Below are 17,632 nucleotides of genomic sequence, written 5' to 3'. Positions count from 1 at the left end.
CGCCAGCGCTGCAACGCTGACTTGATCAAGTGACTACCGGGATCATTCTGCGGGAAGGCACGCCCTCCCAGATCCACAGGTCTTGATCATTCCTCGCGCAGCTCGGCGTTCCAATCGTCGTCGTGGCTACTCGCGATAGTTCGTGCCCGGCAGGAGCGTGGGCACTCGCCTGAAAGCGAGTACGGACCCCCGGCGATGAAAAGACGCTGATGGGCTCGTGATCAACTGCTGGAATGGGATTGGCTCATCCGCTCGCTGATCTCCCGCTGCCGTCCCGCGGCCACATGTTGGTAGAGCGCCGCCATGTCCGCCGTGGTGTGCCCAAGCCGCTCCTGCAGCTCGGCCGTCGAAGCGCCGGCCTGGGCGGCCAATACAGCGCCCGTATGGCGGAGAGCGTGAACGTGCATCTCCGACTTCGTAGACGGTAGTGCAGCTTTGAATGCTTTGGTGAACGTCGCGCGAGGCAGTCGATCACCGCGAAAGTTGGTCACTACAAGCGTGTTTGGTTCCTTGTTGAGGCTCCCCAAGCGCTTCCGAATCACTACAGCCAAGTCCGGCGGCACCCACACATCCCGAGTACCCGCATCAGACTTGCTGCCCTGCTTGACGACGGGTACGCCGTCGACGAGCGGCGCAGAGCGTCGGACATGGATCACCATGCCGTCCGGGCCGTCGTCGATGTCCTTCACGCGCAGCTCCGACACCTCGGCGTACCGCAGGGCACACCACGCCATGATCGGGAGCGCGATCGCGTAGTAGCTGGGCAACTTCGCCGCAGTCTCGGCAATCTCCGCCGGGGTCAGGAGAATGATCTGGCGCCGATTGGGGCGTTTCCCGTAGCGCTTGAACCGCGGGCCGTCGGCCGGACTGCTTGTGATGATCTCGCGCTCGACGGCCTCCTTCAGCAGCGACTTCAGCAAGTTCCACGCGTGCGCGCGGCTCGCTTCGTACTCGACGCCGAGACCACGCCACCACTCCTGTAGGTCGTCGGCCGTGATGTCGCGGACCACGAGGTCTCCGAGGCCAGGTTCGATGCGCGTCTCCCACAACCGTTTGTAGTTGGACCTGGTCGTCGGCTCAAGACGGCGACCAGCGAGGGCATCTTCTGCGAAGTCTCGCAATCGAATTGACGAACGAGCCGCCGCCTTGGCGCGCTCGGCAGGCGGCGTCCAGGTGCCCTGGTCGATCAGTTGGCGCTCCTTGTGGAGCCACGCTTCCGCGGCCATCCGCGTATCGAACGTCTTCGGCGCGTTGAACCTCGTCAGGGTGCCGTCGTGGATGTGCATGTACGAGGCCGCGAACCGGCAAGTCGCCGAACGTGGCGCACGGACGTAGCCCCAACCCCGTCGTCGGCGCTTACTCGGCAAGGGCTCGTCCTCCGCATCGTCACCCACGCTTCACCGTGCGTACTTGTGCTCACTCGTGTCGATATCGTGGCTGATATGGATGGTAGCGCGTGGATGCTTGCACTGGTCAGTGCTCGCGGCTAGAGTCGCTCTCACCGGGAAATATGCACGCTATGTCGCCTGGTGACACAAGTGAATGGGTCCTCATGTGCAACCAGGTTCGAGTCCTGGTGGGGGAGCAGTCAGCAGAAGCCGGCGAGGACGCGCCGACCACGGAATCGGAGCCGCGCCCGATCAGTTCAGAAGTTCCTGCCAATTCGGCGGAATCCGGTCGGCCGGTGCCGGGACCGGCTGGTCGACGGGATGGCTCGTCGGCGGCGCCAACTCAGGACCCTGGGCGAACTGATCCGACGAATAGTCCCAAAACCAGTCCTCGCCGGGCTCGAAGCTCTGGATGTAGGGGTGGCCGGTGTCGGCGGCGTGATGCGAGGCGTGCTGGGCTGGCGAGCTGTCGCAGCAGCCGATGTGGCCGCACGCGGCACAGCGCCGCAGGTGAAACCACCATCCGGAATCGGAGGCAAGGCATTCGACGCAACCTTGACCGGACGGGGCAACGCTGGGATCGAGCGATTCTTCTGCCATGACCCGACGCTACGCGCGAATCGTATCGGCGTGACGGGTCACAGGCAGTCTACGCCTACCCATCACCGAACGCGGGGTGAAATGCAACCTCTCCGGACGGTGTCGGCTCGCGCAACGTAAACGCCATGAAGTGGTCGTCGGCCGCCGGGTACCGCAGTGTCGACGAACGCTCGAATCCGAAGCGTCGGTAGTAGTCGGTGTCGCCGACCAATACGCAACCGGCAGCACCGATTTCTTCCAATCGGGCCAGACCGGACCGAACGAGCGCACTTCCGATGCCGCGGCCATGGAAGGTCGGAGTCACCGACAACGGCCCGCCGCCGAACCAACCCAGATCGCGGCCGTCGATGGTCACCGGACTGAACGCGATATGGCCGACCAGATCGTCGCCGACGACGGCCACCATCGAGATCGACAGCGCGCCCGCGTTGCGGAGTGCATCGATGATCGCCGGCTCGCTGCCGTCGGAGTACGGGTTGAGCTCGAACGCCGCTCCCGTCACCTCCCGGATCGCCTCGGCGTCCTCGGGCGACTCGTCGCGGATCAGTAGGCCGTCGGGAGTGTGCACGCATCCGACGATGGCGCTATCGGTCCGGCATTTCAAGCGATTTCTCGGTCTGGGACCAAAACCGCACCCGATGCTGTTCTTCCTGATGACACCGCAGCCAGCGGTGGCCCGGAGAGGAGAATTGATGTCCCACGACTATCGCAAGACCCCCGAGGCGTTGAGCAAGCTCAGCGCCGACCAGTACCGCGTGACCCAGCAGGACGGCACCGAGCCGGCCTTCCGCAACGAGTACTGGGACAACCACGAGCCAGGTATCTACGTCGACGTCGTCTCGGGTGAGCCGCTGTTCGCGTCCACCGACAAGTACGACAGCGGCACCGGCTGGCCCAGCTTCACCCGACCGATCACCGGCGACGCGGTCTCGACCCGCACCGACCGCACGTTGTTCATGTCGCGCACCGAGGTGCGCTCCGCATACGCCGACAGCCACCTCGGGCACGTCTTCACCGACGGCCCGCGCGCCGACGGCGGACTGCGCTACTGCATGAATTCGGCGGCACTGCGGTTCATTCCGGCCGGTGAACTCGAGGAGCAGGGCTACGGGCAGTTCCGCAGCCTGTTCGAGAACACCACCGACACCACCACCGACCACAGCGAGGAGAACGCATCATGACCAGCGGAACCCACGACGACGGACACATCACCCGCACACCGGGCACCGAGACCGCAGTGCTTGCGGGCGGATGCTTCTGGGGCGTCGAGGATCTGATCCGTCGACAGCCCGGCGTCATCTCGACCCGAGTCGGCTACACCGGCGGCTCCAACGATCACGCCACCTACCGCAACCACCCCGGTCACGCGGAGGCGGTGGAGATCGTCTTCGACCCCACCGTCACCACCTACCGCGACATCCTGGCGTTCTTCTTCCAGATCCACGATCCGACGACGAAGAACCGTCAGGGCAACGACATCGGCAGCAGCTACCGCTCGACGATCTTCCCGTTGACCGAAGAGCAGGAGCAGGTCGCGCGGGACACGATCGCCGACGTCGACGCCTCGGGCCTGTGGCCGGGGAACGCGGTCACCACCATCGAGCCGGCCGGCCCGTTCTGGGAGGCCGAGCCCGAGCATCAGGATTACCTGCTGCGCTACCCCAGTGGCTACACCTGCCACTTCCCGCGCCCGAACTGGGTGCTGCCGCGCCGCGACGAGGCAGCCACCCGCTGACCGCGAGAGCTCGGCCCGCGCGCTGACCCCCAGAGCTCTGACCGCGCGCGGGTCGACCGCAAACGCCTGACGGCACACAAAAGGCCCGACCGCTGAATCACTCAGCGGCCGGGCCTTTCTCGTGCGAATCGTCGACGGGTGTCAGTGCACCAGCGCGAGGTTCTCCTCACCCTCGGTGGCCGGGAGTTTGCCGCCGCGGACCACCAGCGCGGTGATCACACTGCCGGCGGCGAACACCGCGGCCGCGACCCAGAAGGCCGTCGTGTAGGAATGCACCGCCGCCAATTGCTGCAACATCATCGGATTCGTCGCCTGCGCGGCGTGACTCGTGACGTACGACGTGGCCGCGCTGGCCGCGATCGTGCTGAGCAGCGCGGTACCCACCGAGCCGCCGACCTGCTGCATCGTGTTCACCGTCGCCGACGCGACTCCGGCGTCCTCGTGCGACACGCCCGACACCGCGCCCTGCATGGCCGGGGCCATCGACATGCCGAGTCCCAGACCCATCACCAGCAGCGCCGGCAGGATGTGCGGGGCGTAGGTGCTGGTCTCGGTGAGCTGGGTGAGCAGCACCATGCCGCCCGCGGCGATCAGCAGCCCACCCGACATCAGCCAGCGCGGACCGAAGCGCGGCAACAGCACCCCGGTGGAGGTGGTGGCCGTGACGATCAGCATGGCGATCATCGGCAGGAATGCCAATCCGGTTCGGATCGGGCTGAACTGGAGGTTCTGCTGCAGGTAGTAGGTGAGGAACAAGAAGATGCCGAACATGCCCACACCGACGATGAACACGGCCAGGTACGACCCGCCGCGGGTGCGGTCGAGGATCACGCGCAGCGGCAGCAGCGCGTGTTCGGTCCGCGACTGCCACCAGACGAACACCGCGAGCAGCACCGCACCCACGGCCAGCCAGGTCAGCGTGGCCCAATCGAGCCAGCCGTTGGTCTCCGCGTTTGAGAAGCCGTAGACGATCGAGAACAGTGCCGTCGAGACGGTGACCACGCCCGGGATATCGAGCTTCGGGCTGGTCTCCGACTTGTGCGGCCCGATCAGCAACACCGCGCCGACCAGCGCGATCGCCGCGATCACCAGGTTGACGTAGAGGCACCAGCGCCAGTCGGCCCACTCGGTCAGCATGCCGCCGAGCAGCAGCCCCAGGGCGCCGCCACCGCCGGCGATGGCGCCGAAGATGCCGAATGCCTTACCGCGTTCGGACGGGTCGGTGAAGGTTGTGGTCAGCAGCGAGAGCGCGGCCGGTGCGAGCAGCGCACCGAAGACGCCCTGACCGGCGCGCGCCGCCACCAGCATCTCGAAGTTCACCGCGGCACCACCGATCGCCGACATCACCGCGAAACCCACCAGCCCGATGATGAACGTGGTCCGCCGGCCGAGGAGATCGGAGAGCCGGCCGCCGAGGAGCAGCAGACTGCCGAAGGCCAGCGAGTAGGCGGTGACGATCCACTGGCGGTCGGCGTCGTCGAAGCCGAGGGACGTTTGGGCGTGCGGCAACGCGATGTTCACGATGGTGGCGTCGAGCACCACCATCAGCTGGGCGAGTCCGAGCACAGCCAGCACCCACCACCGCATGCGGTGATGTCGTGACGCCCGGGACTCGTCATCGGCCGACGAAGCGTCGGTGATGTCGTAAGTTGTGGTCATCAGTCCTCCAGGTCGGAATAGTGGAGACAATCCCTCCGTTTACCAAGAGGACAACGGCAGCTATCCGGAGATGATTCCTCCGGTTGAGAGAATGTGACGATGACCACACAAGCTGGGGGCGCGACCGGAACCAGCAGGCGTCTGCGCGCAGACGCCGAACGCAACCGACTGCGGATCATCGCAGCCGCCCGCAGACTGTTCGCCGAACGCGGCCTCGAGGTCTCCCTCGACGACGTCGCCGACGCCGCCGGAGTGGGCGTGGGCACGGTGTACCGGCGTTTCGCCAACCGCGATCAGCTCATCGTCGGCATCTTCGCGCAGCACCTCGAGGATGTACTCGACGAACTCGACGACGAAGCGCTCGACGATCTCGACCCGTGGTCGACGCTGGTGACCTGCGCGACGACGGTATGCACGGCGATCGCAGAAGACCGCGGACTCGCCGCGATCATGATCGAGATCGACCACACCGACCCCCAGATCGAGGCGATCAAATCGCGGCTCACCGAACTCATGCGACGTGTCTTCGACCGCGCGCATGCCGCCGAGGTGATCCGGCCCGACATCGCCGACACCGACTTCTTCGCCATCTTCGCGATGATCTCCGCCGTCGCGGACACCACGCAGGCCACCGCACCGGGCACCTGGCGCCGCTACCTGGAGTTGCTGCTCGACTCGATCCACACCGGCGGGGAGCGGCTCGCGCTCACCATGCCCCCGCTGACCGAGGCGCAGATCCGTGCCATCCAGCAGTACAAACACGGTCGACGCTGCGGTGGCACCGGGTCGTGAGGCCACCTACCTCTGCGGCACCTGCTGCCGGTGGACCTACTTCTGGGGGACGATCAGTTTCTCGCTGATCAGCCAGTCGTAGGCCACCTGCGCCGGGTCCTCGCCGTCGATGTCGACGCGGCCGTTGAGTTCCTGCATCACGTTGTCGGTCAGACGGGACGAGATGGTGCCCAGCAACTCGTTGAGCTGCGGATAGCGGTCCATGATCTCTTTGCGCACCACGGCGGTACCGCTGTAGGGCAGGAAGAACTTCTTGTCGTCGGTGAGCACCACGAGATCGAGGTTCTTGATGCGGCCGTCGGTGGTGTACACCATGCCGAAGTTGCACGGCGAACTCTTGGCCGTCGAGGTGTACACCACGCCGGCGTCCATGCGCGTCACATTGCCCAGCGGCACCCCGCCGGGCTGGCCGAGCGGAATCCCGTACTTCTCCAGCATCGGCTTGAAACCGTCAGGGCGGGAGAAGAACTCGTCGTCGACACAGAACGTGCGGTCGGCGACGGGCAGCTTCGCGACGTCGGAGAGGGTGGTCACGTTGAGCCGCTTCGCGGTGGGCGTGGACGCCGCGAACGCGTAGGTGTCGTTGAAGTTCGCCGGCGGCAACCACACCAGGTTGTGGTCCCGCAGTTCGACGTCGTGGACCTTCTGCCACAGTTCCTGCGGATCGGAGATCGTCTCGGTCTCGCCGTGATAGTTCACCCACCCGGTGCCGGTGTACTCCCAGAGGATGTCGGCGTCACCGTTGAGCTGCGCCTGCCGCGACGACGCCGACCCGGGTGCTCCCGTCAGGTCGGTGACATCGGCGCCGGCGGCCGCCAGGTACGTCGCGGTGATCTTGCCCAGGATCACCCCCTCGGTGAAGCTCTTCGACGTCACCGTCAGCTTGGCGCCGTCGAGCGGCGTCTGGCCGTCGGGCAGCGACGCCGACTTGAAGGTGCCCGACGAACTGACCAGTCCGCAGCCGACCAGGCCGAGCGCCCCGGCCACCAGCAGCGCGACGAACAGCAGCGCTCTGCGGCGTGCCGAGGTCATGACACCCCCCGCGGTGTGGCGACCAACTCGAAGACCCGGCCCAGCCAGTCGATGATCATCGCGAGCAGGGCCACCAGGATGGCACCCGAGATCAGTAGCTTCGGCAGGAACAGCGTGACACCGGTGGTGATCAGGGTGCCCAGGCTGGTGGCCCCGATGAACGTGCTCAGTGTGGCCGTGCCCACCAGGATCACCAGCGCGGTGCGCACCCCGTTGAGGATCACCGGCACCGCGAGCGGCAACTCCACCTGGAACAGGGTGCGGGCCGCGGAGTAGCCGATGCCGCGCGAGGCCTCGATGGTGCGCTGATCGACCTGCCGGAGTCCGATGATGGTGTTCTGCAGGATCGGCAGGATGGCATAGACGACGAGACCGACCACCGCCGTGCGGAATCCGGTGCCCAGCCAGAACGTGAACAGCACCAGCAGACCCACCGCGGGCGCGGCCTGACCGATGTTCGCGATGTTCACCGCGATCGGATTCAGCCAGCGCAGCGAGGGACGGGTCAGCGCGATACCCGCCGGGATCGCGATGACGATCACGATCACCGTTGCCGTCAACGTCAGCTTGATGTGATCGAGAATGGTGGTCTGCAACGTGGCCCAGCCCAGCGAGGCCTGCTCGGTCTCGGTGAACGTGGTGGTGGCGTACCAGGTGAAGTAGCCGACACCGATCACGATGAAGACCAACGGTTCGAACCAGACGTCGATCGGCAGCCGCCGAAGCTGTTTCATGATCCGGCTGACTCGTCGGGGTCGTCGGCGGCGACGATCGGCGTCTCGATGGGGCCGGTGCCCTCGTCGTGACTCTCGTAGCCCGTGTCGGGTTCGTCGCTGCGGACCTGCGCCAACTGGCCACGGATGATGTCCATCACCGCACCGATGTTCAGCATGCCCACCACCGCGCCGTGGCCGTCGGTCACCAGGGTGGCGCCCTGACTGGCCGCGAGCATGGTGTCGAGTGCGTCGTTGAGTGTCGAGGACTGCGCCACCACGGGCAGCCGGGCATCGAGGAAATCGGAGATCTCCGGTTTGGTGCCCACCTCGTCGAGCGTGGGCCACGCCCGCGGACGACCTTCGTTGTCCACCACCACGATCCAGGTGTGCCCGGCCGCCCGCGCCCGGCCGATCACCTCGCCGGCGGGTTCGCCCACACGGGCGGTGATCACTTCCTGATGGTCCACGTCGCGCACCCTCGACAGCGTCAGTTGCGCCAGCGTGGCACCCGATCCGATGAACTCCTCGACGAACGGTGTCGCCGGGCTGGCCAGGATCTCGTCCGGCGTCGCGTACTGCTCGATGTGTCCGCCCTCGGACAGGATCAGTACCTTGTCGCCGAGCTTGGTGGCCTCCTCGAAATCGTGCGTGACGACGACGATCGTCTTGCCGAGTTCGTGCTGAATGGCAATGAGGCTGTCCTGCAAGCGGACCCGGGTGATCGGGTCGACCGCGCTGAACGGCTCGTCCATCAGCAGTACCGGTGGGTCGGCGGCCAGCGCGCGTGCCACCCCGACCCGCTGCTCCTGTCCACCCGACATGTCCTTGGGCAGCCGGTCGGCGAAGGTGGCCGCGTCCAGGCCCACCAGGTCGAGCAGGTAGTCGGTGCGTTCGGCGATGCGCTTCTTGTCCCAGCCCAGCACCCGGGGGATGGCGCCGATGTTCTTGGCGACCGACCAGTGTGGGAACAGGCCGCCGGACTGGATGACGTACCCGATGGATTGCCGCAGCTTGTCGGGGTTCTCACGGGTCACGTCGCGGTCGTCGATGAAGATACGGCCCTCGGTGGGTTCGATGAGCCGGTTGATCATCTTCAACGTGGTGGTCTTGCCGCAGCCGGAGGGACCCACGAACGCGACGATGTGTCCCGCGTCGATGTCGAGGTCGAGGTGCTCCACCGCCGGCCGTTCCTGCCCGCGGAACCGTTTGACCACCCCGTCGAGTCGGATGGATGCGCCGGTGACCGTGCGGCCACTGCTGGATTCGCCGGAGGCCGGCGTGTTCGCTACGTCGGTCATTGCAGTCCTTTTGAGATCGTGAGGCGGCCGAGGAGGACGAGCAGGCCGTCGAAGACCAGCGCGATGAGAACGATGAGTATCGTTCCGGTGAGCGCCATCTCGAGGGCGTTGGCACCGCCGAGTCGCGAAAGTCCGTTGAAGATCAGCGATCCCAGCCCGGGACCGAGAACGTAGGCGACGATGGCCGCCACGCCCACGATCATCTGGGTGGACACGCGAATCCCGGTGAGGATCACCGGCCACGCGATGGGCAGTTCCACGGTGAGCAGGATGCGCCAGCGGGAAAGGCCTATGCCGCGGGCGGATTCGACGACGCCGGCGGGTACCGACCGCAGGCCGAGGATGGCGTTGCCGATCACCGGCATCGCCGCGAAGAAGGCCAGCATGATGAACGACGGCACCACGCCGAGTCCGAACGGCACGATCAGCAACGCGAGCAGGGCCAACGACGGAATCGTCAGTGCCACACGGCTCGAGGTGAGCGTCAGCGCCGACCCCAGCGGCAACCGGTAGACCGCGGCGGCGACGATGATCGCCACGACAGTGCCGACGAGGACGGTCTGGAACGACAGCGATGCGTGCTGATAGGTCAGGAAAGCCAGGTTTTCAGCGTGTTGCTGAATGTAATCCCACAGTTGCACGCAGTCTCCATGGTGTGGCCGCATCCTACGAACGGTGTCGCATCAACGGCAATGTGTGGACGGCTCGGGCCCGATTTGCACACGGACCTCAAACGACCGTACCCCTATCGATGATCGTCCTGCATGATTTGACTCGACGTGAGGCAAATCCTCCCGGGTACGCCGGGTGGCGGATACCGCACTCCTCGATAGTCTGGGAGCCATGCCAGTGAGTCGCCCGACGGACAAGGCGGAGGTCCATCGCGCCCCCCGCGCGCGGATGACCGGCGCCCAGCGCAGATTGCAGCTGATCGAGGTGGCCCGCGGTCTGTTCGCCGAACGTGGCTTCGAGGGCACCTCGATCGAGGAGATCGCCCAGCGTGCGGGGGTCTCCAAACCCATCGTCTACGAGCATTTCGGCGGCAAGGAAGGCCTGTACGCGGTGGTGGTGGACCGCGAGATGGAAACCCTGCTCGAGATGGTCACGTCGTCGCTGACCAAGAATCGCTCGCTCTACCGCATTCAGCAGGTGGCACTTGCCCTGCTCACCTACATGGAGGAGCGCACCGACGGTTTCCGCATTCTGGTTCGCGGTGAGCGCACCAGCTCCGGCGCCGGCGACACCGCCACGTACGGAAGCCTGCTCAACGACGCGATCAGCCAGGTGGAGCACATCCTCGCCGGCGACTTCGAGCGACGCGGATTCGATCCCAAACTGGCACCGCTGTATGCCCAGGCCCTGGTCGGCATGGTGTCGGTCACCGCGCAATGGTGGCTCGACGTCCGGGAACCGCCCAAGGAGGTGGTGGCCGCGCATCTGGTCAATCTGTGCTGGAACGGCCTCACCCGCCTCGATCCCGACCCGGAACTCGTCGGACCCGACTACGTCGAGCCGCGCGATCGCACCACCGCACCTGGCGAACCGACACACGGTCAATCGGCGGACGGCCAATCGGCGGACGACGACGTGGCAGAATCCGCGGACGACGAGAGCTGAACCGGTTCAGCAGCAGTGCGGCGTGTCCGTACCCACCGCGTCGAGGCGGCACAGGCACGACGCGGTGATCGGGACGTCGGCCAGCGCGGCGGCCAGGGCGAGTTCACGCCCGATGATCGCTGCCTCGCCGCTCTTTCCGAGCCTCGTCAGACATTCGTGATACCCGTGCAGCGCCCACACATTGCGTGGATGCTGCACCGCCCGCGCAAGTGTGTCGTCGTAGCCCAGATCGGCGCGGTAGACCGCTTCGGCCTCCTCGACGCGGCCCTGTTCGAGTAGCAGCGCTCCATAGGCGTGCCGTGTCGGCTGCATCCATCCCCACGGTTCGTCGTAGGGGAGGGTGTCGTCGAGCGTGATCGATCTCCGCAAGTGGGCGAACGCATCGTCGATGCTGCCGCGCCGGTATTCGAGTTCGCCGTCGAGCATTGCCGACGCCACGGCGAGGATGTCCACGCAGGTGTTGTTGAACAGGGTGCGCGAGGTCGGAACCCGGCTCACCGCGGCCGCGAACAGCTCCCGCTCGGCCTGTGCCTCATCCACCCGGCCGGTCGCGGCGTAGGCCACCCCGCGACCGTAGTGGATCATCGCCGTTGTGGTGCAATAGAGTTCGCGGTCGTCGGGCAGGCTCATCGCGATCAGCTCAGGCCACATGCCGAACCGGATGTACACGTGCACCCGGATGCTGAGGAAGCTCTCGATCCAGTCGGCCATCGGGGGAACCTCGACGCGCACGAGGTCGTCGGGAATGGTGGCCTCCAGACGCGCGACGGTGGACAACGCCACTTCCGATTGCCCGAGGAACATGGCCCCGTAGATCGCGAAGTGCAGGTTGTGGCAACGGTAGAGCGTGTAGAAATTCATCGGGCCGGCATACGCGAGGAACCTGTCGTCGGCGTCGATGGCGCGCAGGTTCGATGTGATCACCTGCTGGTAGTCGCCGCACAGCACGTCGAGGTGAGTCGGCATGTGCTGCAGGTGACCGGCATCGGGCACCAGCTCACGCAGGCGATTGGCGACGAGCAGCCCGCTCTCGGGTGCCGCGGACATCTCGACGAGGTGGATGTAGAGGTGCAGCAGACCCGGATGGTCGCGCCCGCCGGGACGTTGGAACGCCGCGTCGAGCACCTCCCGGATCTCCACTGCGTGTGACCCGGGCGCCGGCTCGCCGGTGGTCAGATCCCAGAGCGCCCATGGCGTCAGGTTCATCATCGAATCCGCGAACAGAGCCGCCACCTCGAGATCGTCGGGATACTGCCGGTACACGGCGCGCATCGCGTCGGCGAACCCGACGTTCCACACCGAACAGGTGTCGGCATCACCGGCGGGCCCGGTCGGTTCGGCCGCGGGATAGCGGTGGACCAGGGCTCCGATCAGTGCCTGTTCGACCGGGCTCGCCGACGCGGACAGCTCGCGGGCCCGCAACGCCGCCGAATGTGTGCGCTGCACAGCGGTTTCCAGCTCGACGTCGTCGAAGAACTCCCACGGCTTGTTGTAGTTCGGGCCCATCGCGTAGGCGACACCCCAGTAGGCCATCGCGCACTCCGGGTCGGCCTCGATCGCGCGGTCGAAACAGGCGACCGCCTCCTCGTGGTTGAAGCCGTACGCCCACACCAGGCCGCGGTCGAACCACAGTTGTGCCTGCGGCGAGGAAGTCGTCACCGGCCGCGTGTAGGTACCCAGGTCGAAGTACGTCTCGCTCATGTCCCCATCATGACCCGTCGGGTGCCGCAGCCGATAGGGCTGCGTCGAGTTCGGTGCCGAACCAGTCGGCGTCGGACGCCGAGAACACCATCGGTGGGCGGATCTTGAGGACGTTTCCGTCGCGCCCGCACACCGAGATCAGCACCCGGCGTTCGCGCAGTTCGTTGGTCACCCGCTTGGCCAGGGCGCGGTCGGCCACGCCGTCGGTCCGCAGTTCCACACCGATGTACAGCCCGCGGCCGCGCACCTGGGCGACCGCGTCGTGGCGCGCACCGATCTCGTCGATCATCCGGTGCAAACGCTCGCCGGTGGCCTTGGCGTGTGCGATCAGATCCTCGTCCTCGATGACGTCGAGCACGGCACCCGCGGCGGCCATCGCCGCGGGGCTGCCGGCGAAGGTGTTGAAGTAGGGCACGGTGGTGGCGAACGGTTCGAGTACCGCGCGTGCGGCCGCCATCGCCGCCACCGGATAACCGTTGCCCATGGGCTTTCCGAGCGTCACGATGTCCGGGACCACCGACGACCGCGCGAATCCCCACATACCGTCGCCGGTTCGCCCGAAACCGGGTTGCACCTCGTCGGCGATGAACACCCCACCGGCGTCGTGCACGGCGCGCACCGCCGCCCCCAGAATGCCGGGGTCGACAAAGATGCCGTCCGACGAGAACAGGGTGTCGACGATGAGGCAGGAGATGCCGTACCCCGACTCGCGGAGATCGGCGATCGCGGCGCGAACGTTCGCGGCGAAGACATCACTGGCATCCGGCGTCGTCGTGGGGGCGGGTACCGTCCGCACGTGATCGCCGAGGCCCACACCGCTTCCCAGCGAGGGCGAGATCATGCTGACCGCAGCCGAATTGCCGTGATAGGCGTCCTCGGTGACGATCACCCCCCGGTTGCCGGTGAAGGTGTCTGCCACCCGCAGCGCCAGGTCGTTGGCCTCCGAACCGGTACAGGCGTACATGATCTGATCGACGGGAAGCGTCGCGAGCAATCGTGCGGAGTAGTCGACAAGGCCCTCGTGCAGGTAGCGGGTATGCGTGTTGAGTTCGCCGAGTTGGGCGGCCACCCGCTCGGTGACATACGGGTGGGCGTGACCGACGCAGGCCACGTTGTTGTAGGCGTCGAGATAGCGGTTGCCCTCGGCGTCGAACAGGTGGCTGCCCCTGCCCCGCACCAGGTGTACCGGGCGGTCGTAGAACAGCCGATAGGCCGGGCCCAGCATCTGTTGCCTGCCCGCCACGAGGGCGGCAGCCATGGGATCCACCACTCCGGTGCCATCAAAGATATTGGAATCCATGATGTTCGAGAATCCCACGGCTGCCTTCTCCTCGATTATCGGTACTCGCTGATTATCGGTACTCGCTGATTGTCGGTACTCGCCGTGCTGTGGGTACTAGCGTTCGTGCGAGTCCTCGAGAACGATCCGCCCGAGGTGCACATAGCGGCCCGGCGACTTGTACTTGAGGACGAGCGCGACGACGACACCGGCGATACCCACCGTTCCGACGATCCACGGGATCGCCGCGAACACCACGTCGGTGGCCGCCGTGCCGGCGGCGAACTGCGCGTTCTTGGCGAGCAGGTAGATCACGTACAGCATGCCGAGTCCGCCGAGCAGTGGGGCCAGGAAGGTCTTGAACCAGTGCGCGGTTTCCGGATGCCGTTTGAGCACATGGAAATACGCGATCACCGAGAACGCCGCGATCGCCTGCACGATCAGGATCGCCGTGGTGCCCAGCAGCGCCATGAGTCCGTACAGCCCGGTGTAGGGATCGCGGTGGGTCACCGCGAAGAACACCACGATCAGGGTCGCCACCGTGGTCTGGGCGAATCCGGCGATGTAGGGCGATCCGTACTTGGGGTGTGAGGCGCCGAGAGTCTTGGCGGTGCCGGGGATCACGTCCTCGCGCCCGATCGCGTAGATGTAGCGCGCAGCGCAGTTGTGAAAGGCCATGCCGCAGGCGAAGGAGCCGGTCATCAGCAGAATCCGGAACATGTCGACGGCCCAGGTGCCCAGATGCTGCGACACCGGATTGAAGAAGATGTCGCCGGCGGTCGACGAATCCTGGGCCAGCGCAATCGAATTCTGCGGACCCGTACCGACGATGGCCAGCCACGAGATGAACACGTAGAACACGCCGATCCCGACGACGGAGCCGACCACCGCGATCGGGATGATCTTCTTGGGGTTCTTCGACTCCTCCCCGTACATCGCGCTCGATTCGAATCCGACCCACGACCAGAAGGCGAAGAACAGCCCGACGCCCGCGGACCCGGCCACCGCGATCGTGCTCCCATCCATGCCGACCACCGAACCCGACAGGCTGTGAAAACCGTTGATCGGGTTCAGCGATCCCCACGACCACCCCTGCGGGCCGCCGCCGCTGAACAGCACCGACAGCGCCATCAGGGTCAGCATCAGGATCTCGGTGATGAGGAAGACGCCCAACACCTTTGCGGCCAGATTGATGTCGAAGTAGGTGAGTACGGCGTTCACCGCGAGCATGCCGAGTGCCAGGATGATCCACGGGATCTGGACGTTGAAGAACGACTTCAACAGGTCCTCGCCGAAGAAGGAGAAGATCCCGACCAGCGAGGCCTCGAACACCATGTAGGCCAGCGCGGTGAGGAATCCGGCGCCCAGGCCCACCACTCTGCCCATCCCGTGCGAGATGTAACCGTAGAAGGCTCCGGTGGCGGTGATGTGCTTCGACATCGACGCGTAGCCGATGGCGAACAGGGTGAGCACGATGGTGGCCACCATGTAGCCGGCGGGGGCGTAGGCGCCGTTGCCGAAGCCCACCGAGATGGGCACGTTGCCCACCATCGCGGTGATGGGCGCGGCGGTGGCGACGGCCATGAACAGCACGCCGACCAGACCGACCGCGTTGGGTTTGAGTCGTTGCACCCCGGGCGGGGCGGTCGCAGCAGGAGATTTCACCAGGTCACTCATCAGTACCTCACAGGAATGTTTTTGGTCTGGTCCGCACCGCTGGGGACGAGAGAGCACACCGAATGGTCGAGACCGACCGTTGGGTGGAGATCATTGTGAGCTGCGTTGAACATACACGTCAACCAGCACAAAGTGCGCAAACCGCCCATTGACGTTTCGGCGTGGTTACGTGCGGGTCGGCCACGTAAAACCTTCGCTATTTGGTCTGCTCCCGTTGCCAGACGACGGTGTGCACGGGACGCTACGTACAACCAGAGGAGGAGTGATGGACCCCGATCCCTACCGTCGCTTCGCTCGAGCGGCCGCACCCGCGTACGGCTTCGGTGACGCCACGATCACGCTGCTGTCGATCAGCGAGAACGCCACGTTCCTGCTCACCGAGGGCGATCGTCGTCTCGTGCTGCGTATCCACCGCGACGGCTATCATCCGTTGCCCGCGATCCGGTCGGAGCTCGCCTGGATCGACGACCTCAGAAGGGTCGACGCCGTGCGGACGCCGTCCCTGGTCCCGGCCACCACCGGTGAATCGGTGACGTCCGTGACCTCGTGTGGCGCCACCCGATTCGTCTCGGCGTTCGAGTTCATCGACGGTGTGATCGCCGAAGAACGACCCACCGACATCGGCTACGACGACCTCGGCGAGATCACCGCCCGCCTGCACGCGCACGCGTGTGGGTGGGATCGGCCGGAATGGTTCGAACGATTCCGGTGGGATGCCGACACCATGCTCGGACCACAGGCGCGCTGGGGCGATTGGCGATCCGCTCCGAACATGAACCGTTCTCTGCGCGAACGCATCACGCCGGCCGCCGAGCAGGCGGTCGCCGCGCTGCACCGCTACGGGACGGCCCCCGACCGGTTCGGCCTTGTGCACGCCGACCTCAGGCTGGCCAACCTGATGGTCGGGTCCGACACCGTCGACACGATCACCGTGATCGACTTCGACGACTGCGGATGGAGTTGGTTTCTCGCCGACCTCGGCTCGGTGGTGTCGTGGATGGAGGACTCCGCCGAGGTGGACTCCATCATCGCCGCCTGGCTGGACGGCTACCGGCGTGTCCGCGATCTCGGCGAGGAGCACAGGGCCATGATCCCCACTTTCGTGATGGTTCGCCGCCTCATGCTGACCGCGTGGATCGGGACCCACCCCGAGGCCGAGATCGCGCAACAGGTCAGCGGTCACTTCGCCTCGGGCACCGCCGAACTGGCTGATCGGTACCTGCACGATCCGGCGTGGCTCGCCGATGCCTGCGGCATGACGCCCGCCCCGAGCCGCACCACCTGACACCGGGTATGTGACCGCAAACACCGAGGCAAAGGAGTATCGATGTTCACGCTCGACGGCCGTTCGGTCCTCGTCACCGGGGGCAGCAAGGGAATCGGGAAAGGGATCGCCGGGGTGTTCGCCGCGGCAGGTGCGGACGTGGCCATCGCCGCACGTTCGACGGCCCAGCTCGACGCCGTCGTCGACGAACTGTCCGCTGCGGGAACCGGATCGGTGATCGGGGTGAGCGCCGACGTGTCCGACCCGAAATCGTGCCGCACCATGGTGGCGCAGACGGTGGATGCGTTCGGCGGGCTGGATGTGTTGTGCGCCAACGCAGGCATCTTCCCGGAGGCGTCGCTGGACGCGATGACCCCCGATGACCTCGCGGAGATCCTCGACGTGAACGTCAAGGGCACCATCTACTCGGTGCAGGCCGCGATCGAGGCCCTGACGCGATCGTCGTGCGGACGCGTGATCCTGACCTCCTCGATCACCGGCCCGATCACCGGATTCCCCGGCTGGTCGCACTACGGCGCGTCGAAGGCGGCCCAACTGGGTTTCATGCGTTCGGCGGCAATCGAACTGGCGCCCAAGGGAATCACGGTCAACGCGATCATGCCCGGCAACATCCTCACCGAGGGGCTCGCCGAGATGGGCGAGGAGTACATCAACTCGATGACCAGCGCCATCCCGGCCGGGACACTCGGCGATCCCCGCGACATCGGACATCTCGCGGCGTTCCTCGCCTCCGCGGAGGCGTCCTACATCACCGGTCAGGCGATCGCCGTCGACGGCGGACAGACGTTGCCCGAGTCACCGGACGCGGTTCGTCCCGTATCCTGAGCCCCGCGAGGGCCGACGGAGGTGCGCG

General features: G+C 66.1%; 17 protein-coding genes. 6 read left to right on the top strand and 11 right to left on the bottom strand.

What is annotated here, in order from left to right:
- Positions 1–221 precede the first annotated feature (221 nt).
- From ACWDTD_RS18500 to ACWDTD_RS18490, 3 genes are all read right to left on the bottom strand, one after another.
- Positions 222–1,286, bottom strand: a complete 1,065-nt coding sequence (locus tag ACWDTD_RS18500) for a tyrosine-type recombinase/integrase (RefSeq protein WP_449748597.1) — start codon at positions 1,284–1,286, stop codon at positions 222–224.
- Between the two features lie 354 nt (positions 1,287–1,640).
- Positions 1,641–1,988: a UBP-type zinc finger domain-containing protein gene (locus tag ACWDTD_RS18495; protein WP_449748596.1), complete on the bottom strand. Its 348-nt coding sequence runs from the start codon at positions 1,986–1,988 to the stop codon at positions 1,641–1,643.
- A 55-nt stretch (positions 1,989–2,043) separates the two neighbouring features.
- Positions 2,044–2,556, bottom strand: coding sequence for a GNAT family N-acetyltransferase (locus tag ACWDTD_RS18490; protein WP_449748595.1), 513 nt, complete (start codon positions 2,554–2,556; stop codon positions 2,044–2,046).
- A gap of 124 nt (positions 2,557–2,680) precedes the next feature.
- Here ACWDTD_RS18490 and msrB point away from each other — a divergent pair, with 124 nt between their 5' ends.
- Both msrB and msrA read left to right on the top strand, forming a co-directional pair.
- On the top strand, positions 2,681–3,169 hold the full coding sequence (gene msrB, locus ACWDTD_RS18485) for a peptide-methionine (R)-S-oxide reductase MsrB (protein WP_449748594.1): 489 nt from the start codon (positions 2,681–2,683) through the stop codon (positions 3,167–3,169).
- The gene (gene msrA / locus ACWDTD_RS18480; RefSeq protein ID WP_449748593.1) at positions 3,166–3,723 is read left to right on the top strand and encodes a peptide-methionine (S)-S-oxide reductase MsrA; all 558 of its coding nucleotides are present in this window, start codon (positions 3,166–3,168) and stop codon (positions 3,721–3,723) included. The genes msrB and msrA overlap by 4 nt, the downstream gene beginning before the upstream one ends.
- Before the next feature lie 141 nt (positions 3,724–3,864).
- Here the strand turns inward: msrA and ACWDTD_RS18475 are convergent, their stop codons facing one another.
- Positions 3,865–5,382: a DHA2 family efflux MFS transporter permease subunit gene (locus ACWDTD_RS18475; protein WP_449748592.1), complete on the bottom strand. Its 1,518-nt coding sequence runs from the start codon at positions 5,380–5,382 to the stop codon at positions 3,865–3,867.
- A 99-nt stretch (positions 5,383–5,481) separates the two neighbouring features.
- Between ACWDTD_RS18475 and ACWDTD_RS18470 the strand changes: the two genes are divergently transcribed.
- Complete coding sequence (locus ACWDTD_RS18470; RefSeq protein WP_449748591.1) at positions 5,482–6,174, top strand: TetR/AcrR family transcriptional regulator; 693 nt, start codon at positions 5,482–5,484, stop codon at positions 6,172–6,174.
- Between the two features lie 36 nt (positions 6,175–6,210).
- Here ACWDTD_RS18470 and ACWDTD_RS18465 read toward each other — a convergent pair whose 3' ends face one another.
- Genes ACWDTD_RS18465 through ACWDTD_RS18450 form a run of 4 tightly spaced genes read right to left on the bottom strand, consistent with a single transcriptional unit; the run spans position 6,211 to position 9,861 of the window.
- On the bottom strand, positions 6,211–7,206 hold the full coding sequence (locus ACWDTD_RS18465) for a glycine betaine ABC transporter substrate-binding protein (protein WP_449748590.1): 996 nt from the start codon (positions 7,204–7,206) through the stop codon (positions 6,211–6,213).
- Positions 7,203–7,940 carry an ABC transporter permease gene (locus tag ACWDTD_RS18460; protein WP_449748589.1) on the bottom strand — a complete coding sequence of 246 codons (738 nt, stop codon included), beginning with the start codon at positions 7,938–7,940 and terminating at the stop codon, positions 7,203–7,205. The genes ACWDTD_RS18465 and ACWDTD_RS18460 overlap by 4 nt, the downstream gene beginning before the upstream one ends.
- Complete coding sequence (locus ACWDTD_RS18455) at positions 7,937–9,220, bottom strand: ABC transporter ATP-binding protein (RefSeq protein WP_449748588.1); 1,284 nt, start codon at positions 9,218–9,220, stop codon at positions 7,937–7,939. The genes ACWDTD_RS18460 and ACWDTD_RS18455 overlap by 4 nt, the downstream gene beginning before the upstream one ends.
- Positions 9,217–9,861, bottom strand: coding sequence for an ABC transporter permease (locus ACWDTD_RS18450; protein ID WP_449748587.1), 645 nt, complete (start codon positions 9,859–9,861; stop codon positions 9,217–9,219). The genes ACWDTD_RS18455 and ACWDTD_RS18450 overlap by 4 nt, the downstream gene beginning before the upstream one ends.
- Before the next feature lie 202 nt (positions 9,862–10,063).
- On the opposite strand from ACWDTD_RS18450, the gene ACWDTD_RS18445 reads away from it, so the two are divergent.
- Positions 10,064–10,837 carry a TetR family transcriptional regulator gene (locus ACWDTD_RS18445; protein ID WP_449748586.1) on the top strand — a complete coding sequence of 258 codons (774 nt, stop codon included), beginning with the start codon at positions 10,064–10,066 and terminating at the stop codon, positions 10,835–10,837.
- 6 nt (positions 10,838–10,843) lie between these two features.
- On the opposite strand, the gene ACWDTD_RS18440 is transcribed toward ACWDTD_RS18445, so the two are convergent.
- From ACWDTD_RS18440 to ACWDTD_RS18430, 3 genes are all read right to left on the bottom strand, one after another.
- A complete protein-coding gene (locus tag ACWDTD_RS18440) occupies positions 10,844–12,538 on the bottom strand; it encodes a hypothetical protein (protein WP_449748585.1) in 1,695 nt (564 codons plus the stop codon).
- Between the two features lie 7 nt (positions 12,539–12,545).
- Positions 12,546–13,856, bottom strand: a complete 1,311-nt coding sequence (locus tag ACWDTD_RS18435; RefSeq protein WP_449748584.1) for an aspartate aminotransferase family protein — start codon at positions 13,854–13,856, stop codon at positions 12,546–12,548.
- A 78-nt stretch (positions 13,857–13,934) separates the two neighbouring features.
- On the bottom strand, positions 13,935–15,494 hold the full coding sequence (locus ACWDTD_RS18430) for an APC family permease (RefSeq protein ID WP_449748583.1): 1,560 nt from the start codon (positions 15,492–15,494) through the stop codon (positions 13,935–13,937).
- Between the two features lie 265 nt (positions 15,495–15,759).
- Between ACWDTD_RS18430 and ACWDTD_RS18425 the strand changes: the two genes are divergently transcribed.
- Together ACWDTD_RS18425 and fabG are read left to right on the top strand one after the other, a co-directional pair.
- Complete coding sequence (locus ACWDTD_RS18425; protein WP_449748582.1) at positions 15,760–16,779, top strand: phosphotransferase enzyme family protein; 1,020 nt, start codon at positions 15,760–15,762, stop codon at positions 16,777–16,779.
- 42 nt (positions 16,780–16,821) lie between these two features.
- Positions 16,822–17,604 carry a 3-oxoacyl-ACP reductase FabG gene (gene fabG, locus ACWDTD_RS18420; RefSeq protein WP_449748581.1) on the top strand — a complete coding sequence of 261 codons (783 nt, stop codon included), beginning with the start codon at positions 16,822–16,824 and terminating at the stop codon, positions 17,602–17,604.
- Positions 17,605–17,632: the final 28 nt, after the last annotated feature.

It is taken from the genome of Gordonia sp. NPDC003425, from assembly GCF_053588635.1.
This window is presented reverse-complemented; position numbering and strand designations above follow the sequence as displayed.

What these genes read in the sequence shown, in the direction of transcription:
- ACWDTD_RS18500 (WP_449748597.1), bottom strand. Translation starts at nt 1,286, where the DNA reads ATGCACATCCACGACGGCACCCTGACGAGGTTCAACGCGCCGAAGACG.
- ACWDTD_RS18495 (WP_449748596.1), bottom strand. Translation starts at nt 1,988, where the DNA reads ATGGCAGAAGAATCGCTCGATCCCAGCGTTGCCCCGTCCGGTCAAGGT.
- msrB (WP_449748594.1), top strand. Translation starts at nt 2,681, where the DNA reads ATGTCCCACGACTATCGCAAGACCCCCGAGGCGTTGAGCAAGCTCAGC.
- msrA (WP_449748593.1), top strand. Translation starts at nt 3,166, where the DNA reads ATGACCAGCGGAACCCACGACGACGGACACATCACCCGCACACCGGGC.
- ACWDTD_RS18475 (WP_449748592.1), bottom strand. Translation starts at nt 5,382, where the DNA reads ATGACCACAACTTACGACATCACCGACGCTTCGTCGGCCGATGACGAG.
- ACWDTD_RS18470 (WP_449748591.1), top strand. Translation starts at nt 5,482, where the DNA reads ATGACCACACAAGCTGGGGGCGCGACCGGAACCAGCAGGCGTCTGCGC.
- ACWDTD_RS18465 (WP_449748590.1), bottom strand. Translation starts at nt 7,206, where the DNA reads ATGACCTCGGCACGCCGCAGAGCGCTGCTGTTCGTCGCGCTGCTGGTG.
- ACWDTD_RS18460 (WP_449748589.1), bottom strand. Translation starts at nt 7,940, where the DNA reads ATGAAACAGCTTCGGCGGCTGCCGATCGACGTCTGGTTCGAACCGTTG.
- ACWDTD_RS18455 (WP_449748588.1), bottom strand. Translation starts at nt 9,220, where the DNA reads ATGACCGACGTAGCGAACACGCCGGCCTCCGGCGAATCCAGCAGTGGC.
- ACWDTD_RS18445 (WP_449748586.1), top strand. Translation starts at nt 10,064, where the DNA reads ATGCCAGTGAGTCGCCCGACGGACAAGGCGGAGGTCCATCGCGCCCCC.
- ACWDTD_RS18440 (WP_449748585.1), bottom strand. Translation starts at nt 12,538, where the DNA reads ATGAGCGAGACGTACTTCGACCTGGGTACCTACACGCGGCCGGTGACG.
- ACWDTD_RS18430 (WP_449748583.1), bottom strand. Translation starts at nt 15,494, where the DNA reads ATGAGTGACCTGGTGAAATCTCCTGCTGCGACCGCCCCGCCCGGGGTG.
- ACWDTD_RS18425 (WP_449748582.1), top strand. Translation starts at nt 15,760, where the DNA reads ATGGACCCCGATCCCTACCGTCGCTTCGCTCGAGCGGCCGCACCCGCG.
- fabG (WP_449748581.1), top strand. Translation starts at nt 16,822, where the DNA reads ATGTTCACGCTCGACGGCCGTTCGGTCCTCGTCACCGGGGGCAGCAAG.